The 17,632-nt window shown below is 61.0% G+C and carries 13 protein-coding genes; 2 read left to right on the forward strand and 11 right to left on the reverse strand.

Annotation, left to right across the window (positions count from 1 at the left end):
* Positions 1 to 3 precede the first annotated feature (3 nt).
* From ACKJSM_RS15985 to ACKJSM_RS16000, 4 genes are all read right to left on the reverse strand, one after another.
* The gene (locus ACKJSM_RS15985; RefSeq protein WP_410238233.1) at positions 4 to 2,256 is read right to left on the reverse strand and encodes a glycoside hydrolase; all 2,253 of its coding nucleotides are present in this window, start codon (positions 2,254 to 2,256) and stop codon (positions 4 to 6) included.
* Positions 2,257 to 2,346: 90 nt separating this feature from the next.
* Entirely contained in the window at positions 2,347 to 5,412 is a 3,066-nt protein-coding gene (locus ACKJSM_RS15990; RefSeq protein WP_410238234.1) for an efflux RND transporter permease subunit, read from the reverse strand.
* Complete coding sequence (locus ACKJSM_RS15995) at positions 5,409 to 6,473, reverse strand: efflux RND transporter periplasmic adaptor subunit (protein ID WP_410238235.1); 1,065 nt, start codon at positions 6,471 to 6,473, stop codon at positions 5,409 to 5,411. The genes ACKJSM_RS15990 and ACKJSM_RS15995 overlap by 4 nt, the downstream gene beginning before the upstream one ends.
* Positions 6,470 to 7,573: an efflux RND transporter periplasmic adaptor subunit gene (locus tag ACKJSM_RS16000; protein WP_410238236.1), complete on the reverse strand. Its 1,104-nt coding sequence runs from the start codon at positions 7,571 to 7,573 to the stop codon at positions 6,470 to 6,472. Before ACKJSM_RS16000 ends, ACKJSM_RS15995 begins: the two co-directional genes overlap by 4 nt.
* A gap of 214 nt (positions 7,574 to 7,787) precedes the next feature.
* Here ACKJSM_RS16000 and ACKJSM_RS16005 point away from each other — a divergent pair, with 214 nt between their 5' ends.
* A complete protein-coding gene (locus tag ACKJSM_RS16005; RefSeq protein WP_410238237.1) occupies positions 7,788 to 8,948 on the forward strand; it encodes an AAA family ATPase in 1,161 nt (386 codons plus the stop codon).
* Positions 8,949 to 9,341: 393 nt separating this feature from the next.
* On the opposite strand, the gene ACKJSM_RS16010 is transcribed toward ACKJSM_RS16005, so the two are convergent.
* The 6 genes from ACKJSM_RS16010 to ACKJSM_RS16035 all read right to left on the reverse strand — a co-directional run bounded on the left by ACKJSM_RS16010 (position 9,342) and on the right by ACKJSM_RS16035 (position 14,004).
* Entirely contained in the window at positions 9,342 to 10,139 is a 798-nt protein-coding gene (locus ACKJSM_RS16010; RefSeq protein WP_236181372.1) for a MetQ/NlpA family ABC transporter substrate-binding protein, read from the reverse strand.
* A gap of 166 nt (positions 10,140 to 10,305) precedes the next feature.
* On the reverse strand, positions 10,306 to 11,238 hold the full coding sequence (locus ACKJSM_RS16015; protein ID WP_410238238.1) for a sigma 54-interacting transcriptional regulator: 933 nt from the start codon (positions 11,236 to 11,238) through the stop codon (positions 10,306 to 10,308).
* A gap of 57 nt (positions 11,239 to 11,295) precedes the next feature.
* Positions 11,296 to 11,877: an alpha/beta hydrolase gene (locus tag ACKJSM_RS16020; protein ID WP_410238239.1), complete on the reverse strand. Its 582-nt coding sequence runs from the start codon at positions 11,875 to 11,877 to the stop codon at positions 11,296 to 11,298.
* Positions 11,878 to 12,044: 167 nt separating this feature from the next.
* A complete protein-coding gene (locus ACKJSM_RS16025; protein WP_003220570.1) occupies positions 12,045 to 12,446 on the reverse strand; it encodes an ExbD/TolR family protein in 402 nt (133 codons plus the stop codon).
* 1 nt (position 12,447) lies between these two features.
* On the reverse strand, positions 12,448 to 13,173 hold the full coding sequence (locus ACKJSM_RS16030; RefSeq protein ID WP_410238240.1) for a MotA/TolQ/ExbB proton channel family protein: 726 nt from the start codon (positions 13,171 to 13,173) through the stop codon (positions 12,448 to 12,450).
* 45 nt (positions 13,174 to 13,218) lie between these two features.
* Positions 13,219 to 14,004: an energy transducer TonB gene (locus ACKJSM_RS16035; protein WP_410238241.1), complete on the reverse strand. Its 786-nt coding sequence runs from the start codon at positions 14,002 to 14,004 to the stop codon at positions 13,219 to 13,221.
* A gap of 833 nt (positions 14,005 to 14,837) precedes the next feature.
* On the opposite strand from ACKJSM_RS16035, the gene ACKJSM_RS16040 reads away from it, so the two are divergent.
* The gene (locus ACKJSM_RS16040; RefSeq protein ID WP_410238242.1) at positions 14,838 to 15,203 is read left to right on the forward strand and encodes a hypothetical protein; all 366 of its coding nucleotides are present in this window, start codon (positions 14,838 to 14,840) and stop codon (positions 15,201 to 15,203) included.
* Between the two features lie 16 nt (positions 15,204 to 15,219).
* Here the strand turns inward: ACKJSM_RS16040 and ACKJSM_RS16045 are convergent, their stop codons facing one another.
* Complete coding sequence (locus ACKJSM_RS16045; protein WP_410238243.1) at positions 15,220 to 17,580, reverse strand: TonB-dependent receptor; 2,361 nt, start codon at positions 17,578 to 17,580, stop codon at positions 15,220 to 15,222.
* Between the last annotated feature and the right edge of the window lie 52 nt (positions 17,581 to 17,632).

Genomic DNA, 17,632 nt, shown 5'->3' on the forward strand with positions numbered 1-17,632 from the left:
AACTCAGGGCTTCGCCTCAACCTGAAACCGGATCGGCGCACTTGCGGGTGAACGCACCGTGAGACTCCGTCCGGGCAGCGTCTGCCCCTGTACTTCACGCGCCTGCGTATCAAAGTTGGCCAGCAATCGCGTGCCGTCTTCAAAGGATGTCTGCTGAACCAGCCGGTCCGCGCTCAACCATTTGAAACCGGTGAGCGACTGGGTCGCCAGACGTTCATGCAAAGGCCGGAAGAACGCAGCCTGACGGGCAATCTGCGGCAATCGCTGCCCAAGCGTGTCAGCACTGAGGTGATACAGCGGCGCAACGTTGTAGAGCAACTGCGCGAGTTCGTTGTCCGCCCGTACATTGGTCAGTTTGAGACTATCGAACAGCCAATGGTGGGACGTGATGACCGAACCATGGAACACCGACTGATACAACGGCAAACGGTTGGCCGGATCAAAGTGAATACGCCGCAACGACTCTTTGACCGGCACAGGTTTGAAGAAAATCTCTGGCTGCTCCGGCGGATACCACTTGCCTGCAAAGTACCTGGATTCGGGGTTCCTGGTCATTTCGACGTCACCCCAACCGATCACCGGGGTCTGCATGCCATGGGCGAACAACACGCCTTGCGCGGTCGTTGCGTTGCCATCCTCCGAACCGGCGGGCAGTTTCAGCACTTCGTTGATCCAGCGTGACGCTCCGATATTGCCTTCGGCATTCTGGGCCTGGGTCATCGTTGCTCCGGGACGATAGCTGTCGAACAGCATGCCGGTGGCATAGGCATCGAGAAACCAACTGTTGAAACCGGCGGCCTCCCGAATGGCAACGACCCGTTGCTCGAGCAGCGGTCGCACACAACGGGGATCGGTGTAATGCCCCGATTGCTGGAAGCCGCTTTTCAGCGTTCCGTCGCTCTTCACGATTGCGCACTCGAGATTTGCCCTGTCCCCCAGATGCGCGGTGGTCCAGTCAGGATTCTCGCTACGACTCAGTGCCGTCTCATAGGAATCGTAAGGCGCGATCAGATAACCCGCCGCCACGCCTGCCCTGATCGTCTCGGGGTGCCAGAGTCCGCCCTCCCAACCCTCACCCAGTCCCAACCACAAACGGGACAGCCCGGCGCTCTGTAATTGCTTGATCGTATCCAGCGACAAGGTGCTGCCCCAGCGCTCGGGTTCGATCGTCAGCGCCTCACCGAGGTCGGCTGCCACTTGAGCTCTTACATCAGCGTAACCGCTGACCAGCGCCTGCATGTTCGGCACGGCCCGGGCCTGCCAGGTCTGGCGGGCCAAGGTATTCAGGGCGTGGTTGAGACCGCGCAAAAGCACTTTTTTCTGATAGCCGTCTAACTCCCTGCCGGTGGCAAGGATCTGCAACGCCTCACGATCCATTCCCGTTTTCAGCCCACTGGCCAGTGAGCCACCACCGCGCAAGGTGTCGAGCAACGCGGGCCAACTGCGCACATCTTTGGCCCCCAGCAGGTCATTGCCCCATAGGTACAGATGACTGGCGCCCAACAGCCGCTTCGCCTCAGGTGTTTTTTCGAGTTTGCTGTTCAAGGTTTCATGGCGACCGTTATCGATCAGCCACTGCCGGTAGCGTTTGGCGCCAGCCAAGGGGTCGGCCGCCCCGAGAAACAGGGTGAATGTCATTGGCGTCGACGGATCGAGCGGGGTGAAACGATGCCGGGCGGACAATGCCAGGGCCTTGCCCTCGTCACTGAACAGCAGCCGATTGTTGTACGGATTGGTCATCAGCCAATGCAGGCTGAATCCGTCATGTTCGACACCCCAGAGCGGCAAACTCAGATCCTGAGTGGTATTGAATGCCCCCTGACTCAACAGAAAGGCCTGCCACACCGGATCGCCACGCGGCACGTAGTGCCCCTCGGCCAGAGGCCAGATCAGCGCCTTGCCCATCGCGCTGGGGGACTGACGCAGAAATTCCAGCTCTGCGGGCTCACGCGCCGTGATCGAAAAGGACAGATCACGTTGATCGAGTGTGGCGCTGAGGGTCCAGGCTCCGTCATCCCACTGCCAGTCGATGCGGTTGTTGCGTTTGCTCAACTGACTGACTTTGTGCGGGGCAATCCCCGTCGATGCCTGCACCGTCTCACGGCCCGCAGGGGTGATATGGACAGCCAGCGTTGCCGGGTCGAGTTGCACGCGCCACTGTGAGTTTTCCAATAGCGTGTCGGCCCATGACAGGGACGACAGGCATAAACCCGCGATCAGCAGCGAAGCACGCAGCCAGCAGATAACAATAGACATCGGACGTCCCCTCTCCCAAAGGAGAAGGGACGTTAACTGAATACGCCGACGCTGTAAGTCAGACCCTTCGCAAATATGTAACAAGCCTGCTTAATGTGCCGATGTCGAAGCGTCCTTCTTCGGCTCGCGAATCTTGTACCAGGCCACATACAGCGCCGGCAGGAAAAGCAGCGTCAGCAGGGTCGCAATCACGATCCCGCCGATCATCGCGTAGGCCATCGGCCCCCAGAACACTTCGCGGGCGATCGGGATCATGCCCATGCTCGCCGCCGCGGCCGTCAGCAGGATCGGACGACGCCGGTGCTCGGAGGCCTCCACCACCGCATCCCACGGCGCATAACCTTTGCGCTCGAACTCGTCGATCTGGGTCACAAGGATCACCGAGTTGCGGATGATGATGCCGATCAACGCCAGAATCCCGAGGATCGCCACGAAGCCCATCGGCGTTCCGGTCGGCACCAGCGCCAGCACCACACCGATCAACCCCAGCGGCGCGACACTGGCCACCAGAAACAGCTTCTGCACACTGTGCAGCTGGATCATCAGGAAGGTGGCCATCAGGAACAGCATCAGCGGCAACACTTTGGCAATCGGCCCCTGCGCCTTGCCACTTTCCTCGACCGTACCGCCGGTGGCGACCTTGTAGCCCACGGGCAGTTTTTCGGCGAAGGCATCAATGGACGGCTTGAGGATTTTCACCAGATCGGTCGGTTGAATCTCGTCCCGCACCGACGCCTTGATAGTGATGGTCGGCAGGCGGTCACGACGCCACACCAGCGGCTGCTCCAGCTCATAACGAACCGTGGCGAAGGCCAGCAGTGGAATCGACGTGCCGTTGGGTGTGACGATCTGCAGGTTCTGCAGGGTTTCCGGCGTACCGCGTTCCGAACTCACCGCGCGACCGACCACGTTGATCAGGTAGATGTCGTCGTTGACCTGGGTCAGCGGCGCGCCACTGACGATGCTGTTCATCAGGTTCGCCACGTCTTCGGAGGACAGCCCGAGCTGGCGCGCCTTGTCCTGGGCAATGTCGATACGCAGGACTTTGCCCGGCTCGTTCCAGTCGTAAATGATCTCGCCGATGTGCGGATTCTTGTCCAGTTCAGTCGCCAGGTCGATGGCGTGCTTGCGCACCTGGTCGATGTCCTTGCCGCTGATCCGGTACTGGATCGGGCGCCCCACCGGCGGGCCCATTTCCAGCGCCTGGACGTAACTGCCGATGCCGACGAAGTCCTTGTGCAGACGTTCGCGCAGGCGCTGACTCAGGGCCTCGCGGGCTTCGAAGTCTTTGCTGACGATCACCAGTTGCGCGTAGTACGGGTTCTGCAATTGCTGGTCGAGTGGCAGGTAGAAACGGATCGCACCCTGACCGATATAGGTGCTCCAGCGCACGATGTCCGCATCGCCCTTGAGCGTGGCCTCGAGTTTGTCGACGGCCTTGCGGGTTTCGTCGATCGAGGCGTTTTGCGGCAGGTTGAGGTCAACCAGGATTTCCGGCCGATCCGAGGACGGGAAGAACTGATTCTGTACAAAGCGCATGCAGAACACCGCCAGCACAAACAGCAACACCGTGATGCCGATGGTCCACCAGCGATTGCGCATGCACCACAGCAGACCGCCGTTGAACGCTCGGCCAACGCGCCCAGGTTCGGCCTCATGGGATTTGACGTTGGTGCTCAGAATATGTACGCCAATCACCGGGGCGAAGAACACTGCCACAATCCACGACACGATCATCGCCACGGCAATCACCGCAAACAGCGTGTAGGTGTACTCGCCGGCAGAACTGGCGTTGAGGCCGATGGGGACGAAACCGGCGACCGTCACCAGGGTACCGGTGAGCATCGGGAACGCGGTCGAGGTGTAGGCGAACGTCGCAGCCTCCTCCTTGCTCTCGCCCATTTCCAGGCGCGTGACCATCATCTCCACGGTGATCATCGCATCGTCCACCAGCAGGCCGAGGGCAATGATCAGAGCGCCGAGGGAAATCCGCTGCATGGTGATGCCGCTGTATTCCATGAACACGAACACCATCGCCAGCACCAGCGGGATCGAACACGCCACCACCAGCCCGGCACGTACGCCGAGGCTGATGAAGCTGACCACCAGCACGATCACCACCGCTTCGAACAACGCACTGGTGAATCCGCCGACAGCCTCCTCCACCACCACCGCCTGATCGGACACCGTGTGCACACCCACGCCGACCGGCAGATCCGCGATCAGCTCATCGATGCGTTTGTGCAGGGCCTTGCCGAACTCCTGGACGTTGCCGCCCTTCTGCATGGCAATCGCCAGACCGATCGCCGGCTTGCCGTCAAAGCGAAATTCCGGTGTGGCCGGGTCGACGTAACCACGAGTGATGTCGGCCACGTCGGCCAGGCGATAGAAGCGGTCGTTGAGTTTGAGATTGACCTCGGCCAGGTCTTTCTCCGAAGCGAACTGCCCCGAAGTCCGCACGGAGATCCGCTCGGGCCCCGCCTCGATGACACCGGCCGGGGTCACGGCGTTCTGCGATTGCAGGCTCTGCACCACCTGGCGCTGATCGATGCCCAGCGCCGCCAGTTTGCGGGTGGAGAAGTTCAGGTAAATCACTTCGTCCTGCTGGCCGATCATTTCGATTTTGCCCAGCCCCGGCACATTGCGGATCTCGGCCCGCGCCTGTTCCACGTAATCGCGCAACTGGCGCATGGTCAGGCCGTCGGCGGTGAAGGCGTACACCGAGCCGAACACGTCACCGAATTCGTCGTTGAATCCCGGCCCCTGAATGCCTTGGGGAAACTGCCCGCGAATATCGTCGATCTTCTTGCGCACCTGGTACCAGATTTCCGGAATGTCCTTGGCGCTGGTGGTGTCGCGCAGGTACACGTACACCGTCGATTCGCCGGGGCGCGTGTAGCTTTTTACGTAGTCGAGGGAATCGAGTTCTTCGAGTTTTTTCTCGATGCGGTCGGTGACCTGCTTGAGGGTTTCCTCCTGGGTCGCGCCTGGCCATCTGGTCTGGATCACCATGGTCTTGATGGTGAACGACGGGTCTTCCTCGCGCCCCAGATTGAAGTAGGAAAACACCCCCATGAGCAATGCGACGAACATCAGATACCAGACGAAAGACTGATGCTTGAGGGCCCATTCGGAGAGATTGAAAGAGCCTTTCATTGACTGTCCTCGTCAAGTTTCACGGATTGTCCGGGTTTGAGACTGTTGACGCCGGCGCTGACCACGCGCTCGCCGTTCTTCACGCCCCCCGCGAGCACCACGCTGCTGGCGGTGCGGCTGATCACACTGACGTCGCGCGGGTTGACGGTTTTGCTTTGGGGGTCGATGACCCAGATCCGCTGTTTGCCGTCGACCTCCTGCAACGCCGTGGCTGGCAATTCGATACGCGGCTTGATCGCCGAACTCAGGGTGACGCTGATCGCGGTGCCGAGGCGGAAGCCGTCGGGCGTGTTGGCCAGGGTCAGCCGTGCACGCCGGGTGCGCGTCGCACTTTGTGCCTGCGGTTCGATCTCGCGCAGGGTGGCCGTGGTGTTGATGCTCGGGTCGAGCTGCCCGGCCACCAGAAACACCACGTCGGACGGGATCTCATCGACCAGGGTGTCCGGCAGATCGATCACCGCTTCCTTGATGTCCGGTTGCGCCAGGGTCACCACCTGCTGGCCCGCCGTCACTACTTGCCCGGCCTCGGCGTTCCACGCGGTGACCACCGCCTTGTGGTCAGAGCGCAGCTGGGTGTAATCGAGTTGATCCTTGCTCTGGTTGACCGCCGCGCGTGCCTGATCCAGCGAGGCCTGGGTGGTCTTCAGATCCGTCATGGCAATGTCCAGTTGTGCCTGCGCCCCGACGCCGCGATCGAACAGCGCCTGCTGACGGCGGGCATTGGCCTGGGCGTTGATCAGCTGTGCCTGAACCCTGGCCAGGTCGCCCTGGGCCGAACGCAACTGGTTCTGCTGATCGGTCGGATCGAGCGTAGCGAGCAGCGTGCCCTTCTGCACCTCAGTACCGACATCGACGTTGCGGCTGGCAATCCGCCCGCCGACACGAAAACCGGTGTTGCTTTCATAGCGCGCCTGAATGCTGCCGGCGAAACGCCCGAGGTTTTCCTCGCTCAACGCTTCGACCTTGACCGACAACACCGGCCGTACCGGCTCCGCCGGCGGCTCGCTTTTCGAGCAGGCGGTCAGCAACAGGCCAATGGATAACAGCCCCAGAGGCTTCATGGCTGTGCTCCCGGTTGCAAATCCTTGTAGGTGTTTTCGGCAATTTCGACCTTCATGCCCGGATGCAGCAACTGCCCTCCCGCGACAATGACTTTTTCCCCGCCCTTGAGGCCCTCGCTGATGATGACCTTGCCGATCAGGTAGCGGCTGACGGTGACGTTGTGCAACTGCGCTTCCCCTTTTTCGTCGACCATCCACACCGCCGGATCGCTGACGTTCTTGGTCAGCGCCGACCACGGCAATTCAACCGCCGATTTGCCGGTGCCCTTGGCGGTGGCGCTCACCACCGAGCCCAGTTGCATCCCCTGCGGCAGGCTGTCGAGGCTGACCTTGACCTGCACCGTGCCGGACTGCGCGGACACCGCCGGGGTGATTTCGCGCACGGTGCCGGTGGTCTTGATGGCGGGGTTGTCGAGCAGGCTGACGACGATCGAACGCTCCGCCGGCCGCTCGGCCAGCAGGGATTCGTAAACGTTGAACACGGCGTCGCGGTCACCGTCCCGGGCCAGGCTGAAAATCGGTGCCGTGGCTTGAACCACCTGGCCGACTTCGGCCTGACGCTCGGTGATGATGCCCGGCGCATCGGCGATCAGCGCGGTGTAACTCAGTTGATCCTTGGCGTTGGCCAACTGCGCCTGCGCGGCACTCAAGGCACTCTGGCTGCTGCGCAAGGCGGCCTGCGCGGAATCGTATTCGCTCTGGCTGGTGTAGCCCTTGGGCAACAGTTTCTGCTGGCGGACGAACGCGGCGGCGCTCTGTTTGACCCGCGCCTGCTCGGCCACTACCTGGGCCTGGGCGGAATCGACGTTGGTCTGCAAATCCTTCGGATCGAGTCTGGCCAGCACTTGTCTGGCCGAGACCCGGTCACCGACATCGACCATGCGCTGGATGATCTTGCCGCCGACCCGGAACGACAGTTCGGTCTGCACCCGTGCCTGAATATCGCCGGTGAGGGTCACGGCGGCGGCGTAACTGGCGGGGTTCACCTCCTGCACGAAGACCCGGGGCAGGTATTCCTCCGGGGCCTCTTTCTCGCCACACGCACTCAATAAAGCGAACAGACTGAGCATGACCACTGTTTTCAATCCGGGACTCGCCATGCAGACTCCTTCCTGTGTACGAACGTGCAAGTGACGATACGACTGTGAGCTTAGAACAGGGTTCCGAGTCTGTGTGCGCGAATCTTATACTCCCGGCGATCGTTCCCACGCGCTGCGTGGTAACGCCGCCACGGACGCTCTGCGTCTGCCTGTGACGCGCAGCGTCACGGGATGCATTCCCACGCAGAACGTGGGAACGATCAATGAGGATTCAATGCTCAAGACCCTCGCGGTGGCCAATTACCGCTCGATCAATAAATTGGTAATCCCGCTGCGGCGGCTCAACCTGATCACCGGCCCCAACGGCAGCGGCAAGTCCAACCTGTACCGGGCGCTGCGGCTGCTGGCGGAAACCGCTCAGGGCGGCGTGGTCAATGCGCTGGCCCGAGAGGGCGGGCTCGACTCGACGTTCTGGGCCGGGCCGGAAACCATCAGCCGGCGCATGCGCAACGGCGAGGTGCCGATCCAGTCCACCGTGCGCCAGAGCGTCAAACGCCTGCGCCTGGGCTTTGCCGGGGAAGATTTCAGCTATTCGATCGCCCTGGGATTGCCGGAGCCGAGCCTCTCGTACTTTTCCCTCGACCCGGAAATCAAAAAGGAATGCATCTGGGCCGGGCCGCTCTATCGTCCGGCCAGCCTGCTGGTGGATCGCGACGGGCCGATGATCCGTACCCGCGACGGACGCAACTGGGACGTGATGGCCCAGCACACGCCAAACTTCGACAGCCTGTTCGATCAGGTCGGCAGCCTGCGCACCTCGCCGGAGGTGTTCCAGATGCGCGAGTTCATCCGCCGCTGGCGCTTCTACGATCACTTTCGCAGCGACGCCGACGCCCCGGTGCGCCAGCCGCAACTGGGCACGCGCACGCCAGTGCTGCATCACGATGGGCGGGATCTGGCGGCGGCGTTGCAGACCATCCGCGAGATCGGCGACCCCGAGGCGTTGCAGGCGGCGATCAGCGATGCCTTTCCCGGTGCACGACTGAACATCGCGCCGCTGGCGGGCGGACGCTTCGCCATCGAGTTCTTTCAGGAAGGGTTGTTGCGGCCGTTGTCGGCAGCGGAACTGTCGGATGGCACGTTGCGCTATCTGCTGCTGGTCGCCGCGCTGCTGACGCCACGCCCGCCGTCGCTGATGGTGCTGAACGAACCGGAAACCAGCCTGCACCCGGACCTGCTGCCGGCGCTGGCGCGGCTGATCATTCGAGTGTCGGAGCAGTGTCAGGTGTGGGTGGTGTCCCATGCCCGGCGCTTGATTTCGGCGTTGCAGGAAGACCCGGAATGCAATTGCATCGTGCTGGAAAAGACCCTCGGCCAGACCGGGATCGTCGGGCAGAGGGTGCTGGATGAGCCGGCGTGGAATTGGCCTGATTAGGCACCGACTTTGGAGGCATAAGGAAAAGAATTTAAATACCGTTAAAGCATATTGATATCACGCGAAAAACTATCCTGCGGGTTTGCCCCGACAGAATAAGAAAGCTATTTTTCCTTTCGCTGTAGGAAGGATCTTTTTTTCATAAAAGGCCTCCAAGGACGAACAGCTTTTGGCCAGACTCCCCCGGCCGAACTCATAACAAGGAAGAGAACATGGACGTAAAAGTGCCGCAGCGACCGGACCCGCAGGATTTCGTGAAATGGCTGGTGGCCTTGCGCAGGGCGCTGAAAACCAGCGCTGCCTGAGTTATCCACACGCCAGAAAAAACGCCGATGACCATCGCTGGTCATCGGCGTTTTTTTCAACCTTGAAGGGGGGTGCTGCTGCGTCGGATCAGAACGCCGGCAATACCGCGCCGTTGTACTTCTTCTCGATGAACGCTTTGACTTCAGGGCTGGTCAGGGCAGCGGCCAGTTTCTTGATGGCGTCGCTGTCCTTGTTGTCTTCACGGGCGACCAGGAAGTTCACGTAAGGCGAATCCGCACCTTCGATCACCAGGGCGTCCTTGGTCGGGTTCAACTTGGCTTCCAGCGCGTAGTTGGTGTTGATCATGTCCAGGTCGACTTCTTTCAGAACACGCGGCAGCAGGGCCGACTCCAGTTCCTTGAACTTGAAGTTGTGCGGGTTCTTGGCGATGTCTTTCGGCGTGGCCAGGGCGTTCTTCGGATCTTTCAGTTCGATCAGGCCAGCCTTCTGCAGCAGGATCAGAGCGCGACCGCTGTTGCTGCCTTCGTTCGGAATGGCGATGGTGGCGCCGTCCGGCAGTTCAGCCAGGGTCTTGTACTTGCTCGAGTAGCCACCGAACGGTTCAACGTGCACGCCTTGCACGGTCACCAGGTACTTGGCCTTGTCATCCTTGTATTTGCCGGCGTTGAAGCTGTCCAGGTAAGGCTTGGTCTGGAAGTAGTTGGCATCCAGACGCTTCTCGCCCACCTGTACGTTCGGCTGAACGTAGTCGGTGAAAACCTTGATTTCCAGATCCACGCCTTCTTTGGCGAGGGTCGGCTTGATCAATTCGAGGATCTCGGCGTGCGGCACCGGCGTCGCGGCCACCACCAGTTTCTCGCCGGCCTGGGCCAGGGAAGCCGTCAGAGCAGCCGCCAATGCGGTAAACAACAGAACCTTTTTCATGCAGTGTCCTTATCGAAAATCACGGTCGTCATCGACGACGGCATTAATACGTGTGCCAGCGATGTGCTACTGCTGGCGTGAAGCGGACAATACCGGGATTTTTTATTCCCGGACAATAACGTTTATTCAGCTTCATATTCCATTTTGTTCATGTTGAACAAAAGGGTTACAACGCCTCGCTCAGGCTCAACAGCCATTCTTTCAATGCCTTACGTTCATCGGCAGTGCCGTTGAGGCTGACGCTCGCCACCTGACGCTCGATCTGAACCAGCGGCCCAGACACCTCGGGCAGGTTCAGGTGCTCCGGCAGGATTTCGTCGCCGGTGCTCACCAGCAGCGCAAAATGAATGACGTTTTCCAACTCCCGGGTGTTGCCCGGCCAGCTGTGTTGTTCGAGCACCTGCTGCGCCGCTTCGCTGATCAAAGGCACCGGCAGATCCAGGCGCTGGCTGTAGATGCCGAGGAAATACTCAGCCAAGGACAAAATGTCGCCAACCCGCGCGCGCAATGCCGGCAGTTCCAGATGCCCTTCGCTGAGATAGTGATAAAGCCGCTCGTGGAATTTCCCCGCCGCCACCGCTTGCGCCAGATCGATGCTGGTCGCGGCGACCAGACGCACGTCCACGGGGCTTGGTTGATGAGCGCCGACGCGGGTCACTTCGTGGTTTTCCAGCGCGGAAAGCAACTTGATCTGGATCGGCAGCGGCAGGTCGCCGATCTCGTCCAGGTACAAGGTGCCGCCGTTGGCCGAGCCGAACCAGCCGGCGCGACTGCTGGCCGAGCCGCTGTAGCTGCCGGCGGCGTAGCCGAACAATTCGGCATCGGCGTAGGTCGGGCTGATCGCCCCGCAATTGACCGAGACAAACAAGCCGCTGCGATCACTGGCGCGATGAATGTGACGGGCGAGCAATTCCTTGCCGGTGCCGGTCTCGCCGCGAATCAACACCGAAATCGAGCGCGGTGCGAGTTGGGCCATTTCTTCGCGCAACTGGCGCGAGCGCGGATCGACGAACACCAGCGCCTTGGCGCGGATGCTCAGGGGACTTTTTTCCGCATCGGGAAAGGTCAGCAACGGCTGACCGAAGGTTTCAAGACTCATGGCAGACTCCCGCCCCAAATCGCCGGGAGACGGGGGCGTTGAAAAAAATAAATTGGGTCAGGCACGGCGCCGGGCGTGGTGTTCCATGCGGTTTTGCAGGCGATACAGATAAGCGAATCCCTGCTCCCAGCGTTGATGCCCGGACTTCACGTTGATATGGCCGGCGCCGGCGAGAATCCCCGCCTCGGCGCCCCAGTTGCTCGCCAGTTCCAACGCACGCGGCGCACTGACGGCGGCGTCGTTGTCGGAGCTGACCACCTGGCTCGGGAACGGCAGCAGATCGCTCGGGATCGGTGCGAAATTGCGCAGTGCCGGCACGCACGCCGGGCGCTCGACATCCGCTGGCGCCACCAGCAGCGCCCCGCGCACCTGACGCAAATGATGCAGTGGCGCGGTGGCCGCCCAGTGCGCCACGGTGATGCAGCCCAGGCTGTGCGCGATCAGAATCACCGGCGAGCTGTCGGCGGCAATCGCCTCGGCCAGCGCCGCGACCCAGTCTTCACGACGCGGCGTCAGCCAGTCGGCCTGCTCCACCCGCGCACTGTTGGGCAGGCTGTTCTGCCAGTGGGTTTGCCAATGATCTTCTGGCGATCCTTGCCAGCCCGGCACAATCAGATAGCGGATTGATTCGTTGCGCATGGGGAGCTCTCCTGCGTCGTGTCTGTTCCTGAACGAGTATAGGGACGGGATTTATATTCGTTAAGGAATAAGAAGCTATTTATTAAGACCTTAAAAGAATATTAAGCTGCAGACAAAAAAAGGGCCGCACCCTGCCAAGGAGACGGCCCCGGAAAAACCTGAAACCCTTATCGTGCAGTGATCACCGACAACTTGGTGATGCCTGCCCGCTCAATCGAAGCCATGGCTCGCGCCACTTCGCCGTAATTCACCCCGTCGTCCGCCTGCAATTGCACGCGCACTTCCGGGTCCTTGGCCTTGGCCGATTTGAGGTTGAACTCCAGCAGATCCGGCTGGATTTCGTCCTTGTTGATAAACAGTTTTCCCGCACCGTCGATGCTCACCACCAACGGGTCTTTCTGCTCGACCGGCGCCACCGCTTCGGTCTTCGGCAGGTTGATCGGTATCGCGTTGGTCAGCAGCGGCGCGGTGACGATGAACACCACCAGCAGCACCAGCATCACGTCCACCAGCGGCGTCACGTTGATCTCGCTCAGTACCTCGTCGCTGTCTTGCGTGGAGAAGGCCATATCAGGACGCCTCCTTCACTTTTGTTGCATTGCCCTGGGCCGCTGCCTTGTGCGCGGTCGGGTGAATCAGCACACGGAACGCGCTCTTTTGCGCCAGGCTATAGAAGTCGTGGGCAAAGTCGTCCAGGTCCGCCGCCGTCAGTTTCAGACGACGCAAAAAGTAGTTGTAAACCAGCACCGCCGGCACCGCGACCGCGATCCCCACACCGGTGGCGACCAGCGCCGCCCCGATCGGTCCTGCGACCGTTTCCAGGCTCGCCGAGCCCGCCGCGCTGATGCCTTTGAGCGCTTCCATGATTCCCCACACCGTGCCGAACAGGCCAATGAACGGCGAGGTGCTGCCAATACTCGCGACCACCGCCAGACCGGTTTCCAGCGAACGGCGCTCGCGGACGATCTGCTGGCGCAAGGCACGTTCGAGGCGATCCTGATGGTTGATCGCCTGGCTCAGGTCATTGGCCTGCGGCGCCTCGCCCACTTGTATCGCCGCATAACCGGCCTGTGCCACCCGCGCGGCCGCGCCGGGCTGGGCTTCGCTCAACTCGGCGGCGGAGTCCAGACTCGACGCCGCCCAGAAGCGCTTGTGAAATTTGCGGTCCTGCGCCTTCAGCCGGCCGAACTGCAGCGCCTTGAGCAATGCCAGCCCCCAGGTGGCGACGGAGAAGACCACCAGCAGCCAGATCACCGCGCTTTCGATGGATTCCAGTGGAGATGCCAGTAACGTCATGATGTGTTCCCTCGTGTAAACATTTCGCGCGAATTTGGTTTCGGTTTAGTGAATCTTGAAATCGATGGGTACGCTGACCCAGCCGTCCCGGGCGACATCACCCTGCTTGGCCGGCACGAAGCTCCAGCGCTTCACGGCGTCCAGCGCCGCGTCGTCGAGCTGTTGCCGGCCACTGCTTTTCTGAATCTGGATCTCGCCCGGTTTGCCGTTGGCCAACACGTGCACCCGGAGCAACACCGTGCCTTCCCAACCGCGACGCTGGGCCAGCGACGGATATTCCGGCGCCGGGTTCTTCAGGTACGCGGCGTTGGCCGAGGCCGGCGTCACCGGAGCAGGCGCCGGTGGTGCAGGTGGCGCGGGCGCGGCGACCGGAGCGGCCGGTTGTGGCGGAGCCGGTGGTTGCTCGACCGCTTTCGGCGCCGGTTTCGGTACGGGTTTGGCGACCGGTTTCGGTTTGGCAATCGGCTTCGGTTTCGGTGGCGGCTTGGTGGCCAGTTCGTCTTCCACCGGCGGCGGTGGCTCGACCACAGGCGGCGCCGGAGGCGCCGGGCGCGAAAACTCGATGGTCATCGGTGGAATTTCCGGCGGCACGATCGGCAGCGCCGGCGTCGGATGCCGGTTGATCCAGTAGATCACCGCGCCGTGCACCACCAGCGCCAGAACGCCGAGCAGAATCGTTTCGCGGCGACTCAGAATGCCCTTGGGCGCACGCTGCAAACGCAGCTGCCCCAACGGCACGCGATGGGGCCGGCCGAGATCGACCAACTCGCCGCTCGGCGCCTGGCGCCACAGCACCTCCTGTGCGCTGGCGGCGGTCTGAACATTGCCCATTGATTGACTCCCTGCGGTCTCTTTGCGTTTTTTCGCTTAGCCGATTCGCCGTTTGTTGAATCCCCCACGGCGTGATCGATGGGGCAATCATTGGGCCCGTGGCTTATCTCCGAAAGTAATCTTTCATGTTATGGATAGACGTTTATGGAATACATGAACCGGTCATTTCCGCCGGAGCCACGGCCTGCAAGGCTTTCAGCGATTCGTCGAAATCGACATGCTTTCCCGGCATAAAAAGTATTCATCCAAGGCATCGATTGATCGATGACCCGGGATTCAGTGACCACTCATAACGAGGTGATCGTTGACGGACTTTTTAAAAGGCAAATAAAAAGGCCGATGCATGTTTAATGCCCCGGCCGTCGATTGACGCAATTTCTTATTGCTTAAGAAACTCCCTACCCAAGTTCACAACTTCACCATCGAAGTTCACGCGGGAGCCGGTAGCCCGAAGTTTCGCGTAGTTGTGATCGGGCGAAAACAGCGTCCAGATCTGATAACCGCTATTTCCGTTCTGAGCCAGCACCGCGATTGTGATCGGGTTGTCGGTGCTGTTCTGGAAGTGGTAGTTCCCCAGCGGATGTCGTCACTCACGCCACCCTGGCTGAGGGTGCCGCTAAAGCGGCCATTGGAATCATTGCCGTCGGTGATAACTAGCTTGGCGCCAGAGTTGGCATTTACATAAGTGCCGTTAATGCGCGACAACCCATCATCGGGTAACACATATAAAACAACGCCACACCTGTCAGGTTTGACAGGTGACAGGCCTTCGCTTTTGTCTCATAAACAAAAACGATGTTCCGGGTCTATCGATCTGTTCAAGGAGATTCGCCATGAAAACCAGACGCCTGATTTGCTTTTTACTTCTAATGCTTCCGGCCTGCATGCAGGTCGCACAAGCCGATACCACGGCGCTGACCGACGCCCCACTCAACGCCGTACCTATCGAAGGGCGCGTGACTCGCTCGGGGTCACAGCTTGCCCTTTCGGTATCGGTTCATAACAAAACCGCCGCCCCGATCAATGTCTTCCAGGGCGGCACAAAAAATCTCGTTCAACCCAAAGACTCCTGGACTTCGGATTACTCGAAAGGTGTCGTAACCCTGACGACCACCGGAAAGGATTCGAAAATCTTGTTCGTAATCGCCGAAGGACGAAGCTCCAAGTGCAAAAGCGAACTTTGTCTGACAGTGCAGTGACTTCCTGCGCAAGGCCTCAGAAGTCGTAGCGACCGGTGACGCCGAGGGTGCGCGGCGTACCGAGCAGGCCTTCATAGCCGCCGTTGCCGCCGGTCCACAGAGTCGTGTAGTAGGTTTTGTCGAAGGCGTTTTTCAGCCACAGCGAGACGTCCCACTGACCCTGATTGAAATCGCCGCGCAGGCCGGTGGAGAGATTGACCACTGCGTAGCTCGGGATCTGGCCGTAGTCGGAATCCTCGACCGTGCCCACTGCTTTGGAGCGGAATGCGTAGCTGCCGGTGACATAAGGTTGCAGGCCGTTATCCAGATTCCATTCGTACTTGCCGTTGGCGTTGCCGATCCATTTCGAGGCGCCGACCACCTGATGGCCGCTGAGGTCGCACGAGGCCGGAGCACCCGGTGCCTGGCTGACTTCCGGCGGGCACGGCGCATCCTTGTAAGAGAGATAGCTGACGTCGTTGTACGAGCCGTTGAAGTTCAGCGTCAGGCCGCGCAGCGGAATCAAGGTGCTTTCGAACTCGACCCCGCGCGAGCGCACCGAGCCGGCGTTGGTCAGGTATTGCACACGGTTGACGTCGTCGTAGGCGTTGGTCTGGTAGGCGTTGACCTGAGTCCAGAACACGTTGGCGTTGAGCTGCAAACGGCGATCCCACAGCGTGCTCTTGAAACCGAGCTCGGCGTTGTTGGCGCGCTCGGTGCCGATCAGTAGCGAGTCAGCTCCAGCCGTTGGTGCGGAACCCACCACAAGGTTGACCCCGCCCGATTTTTCGCCGTGAGACAGCGTGGCGTAGCCGAGCAGATCATCGGTAAAGCGATAGCTGAGGTTGAGCAATCCGGATGGGCTGGAGCTGTACTGGTTCAAATCGCCGGAATCGTAGGCGCCGGTCCGGCCGCGTCGCGCGGTGGCTGCGGCACCCGTGACAGCGGCGCCACCGACCGGCGCATCGCGATTGACCCAGGCGTTCTTCTCTTCGTAGGTGCCACGTACCCCGGCGGTGAAATCCAGACGCGGTGTCAGGTGCCAGGTGCCTTGGGCGAACAGCGCGAAGCTGTCGGTCTTGATATGGCCACGGCCGACACTGTTGACGTTGGCCAGCGCGCCCCGTGGCGTGCCGTTCCAGATGTCCGCCTGCGGGCCGTAATAGGCGAAGGATTTGTTGTCCAGGTCCGAGCCGAAATAGTAGGCGCCGAGGACGTAATCGAAGAACTCGCCCTTGGGCGATGCGAGACGAAATTCCTGGGAATACTGTTTGTCCTCCACCGACACCCCGGCGCTGTAGGTCGCCGGCACATTGAGGCCATCGTCGTTGCGCGGGGTGAAATTCCAGAAGCGGTAGGAACTGACCGAGGTCAGGGTGAAGTCGCTCGGCAGGGTCCAGTTGGCCTCCACCGATGTGCCGCCCTGATGCACGGAGACATGCTGGTCGTTGTCCAGATTGACCTTGCGATGCGAGCCGTTGACCAGCGTCGCACCGGCAGCGGCGGCACGGGCCGAGTAGAGATTGACGCCATTGATGGTCGGCCCGGTGTTGTACAGCACGCGGGTGCCGGCGCTGGAATCCTCTTCGTTGTAGTCACCGATCCAGCGCAGGTTGAAATTCTCGTTGGGCTTGAACAGCAGTTGCGCCCGGAAGCCGTCGCGGGAACCGCCGTTCAGGTCATGGCCGTTGAATTCGTTCTTGATGTCGCCGTCGCTGCGGGTGCGATAGGCAGAGATGCGTCCGGCCAACTGATCGTTGAGCGGCCCGGAAAGCGTGCCCTTGGTCTGGAAGTAACCGTCCTCGCCGACCGACGTCTCGATGCTGCGCTCCGGGGTGAAACTCGGGGCGCGGGTGCCGATGTTGATCACCCCGGCGGTGGTGTTCTTGCCGAACAACGTACCTTGCGGCCCGCGCAGGACTTCAAGCTGTTCGATGTCCATCAGGTCGAACACCGCCATCCCCGGGCGACCCAGATAAACGTTGTCGATGTACAGCCCGACGCTGCCTTCCAGACCATCGCTGGCCGGGTTGTTGCCCAGGCCCCGGATCGACACGCTGGACTGACGCGCATGCATGTAGGCGACGTTGACGCTGGGCACCAGTTGCTGAAGATCCTGGATTCGGTAGACCCGTTGCGTCTCCAGCGTCTGGCCGCTGACCACACTCATTGGCGTCGGCACGTCCTGAGAGCTTTCTTCGCGACGGCGGGTGGTGACGGTCACGGTTTCCAGTTGCGAAGTGGCGTTCGCGGTCTTGCCTGCCGGTGCCGGCGCGGGAGTTTCTGTCTCAGCGGCGTAGCCGTGGGTCCAACTGGCACTCCCCGCCAGCAACAGGGCCAGAGGCAGGCGTTTGAGCCGTCGTGGCGGCGGCGGTGAAGCGAGGTTCAACGGACTCATGGGACTGCTCCTGGTCAAAAAACACACAGACATCTTCCGTGTCGCATATTCT

The organism is Pseudomonas sp. PHC1, from assembly GCF_046487845.1.
In the GTDB taxonomy this organism is placed as follows: Bacteria; Pseudomonadota; Gammaproteobacteria; order Pseudomonadales; family Pseudomonadaceae; genus Aquipseudomonas; species Aquipseudomonas sputi.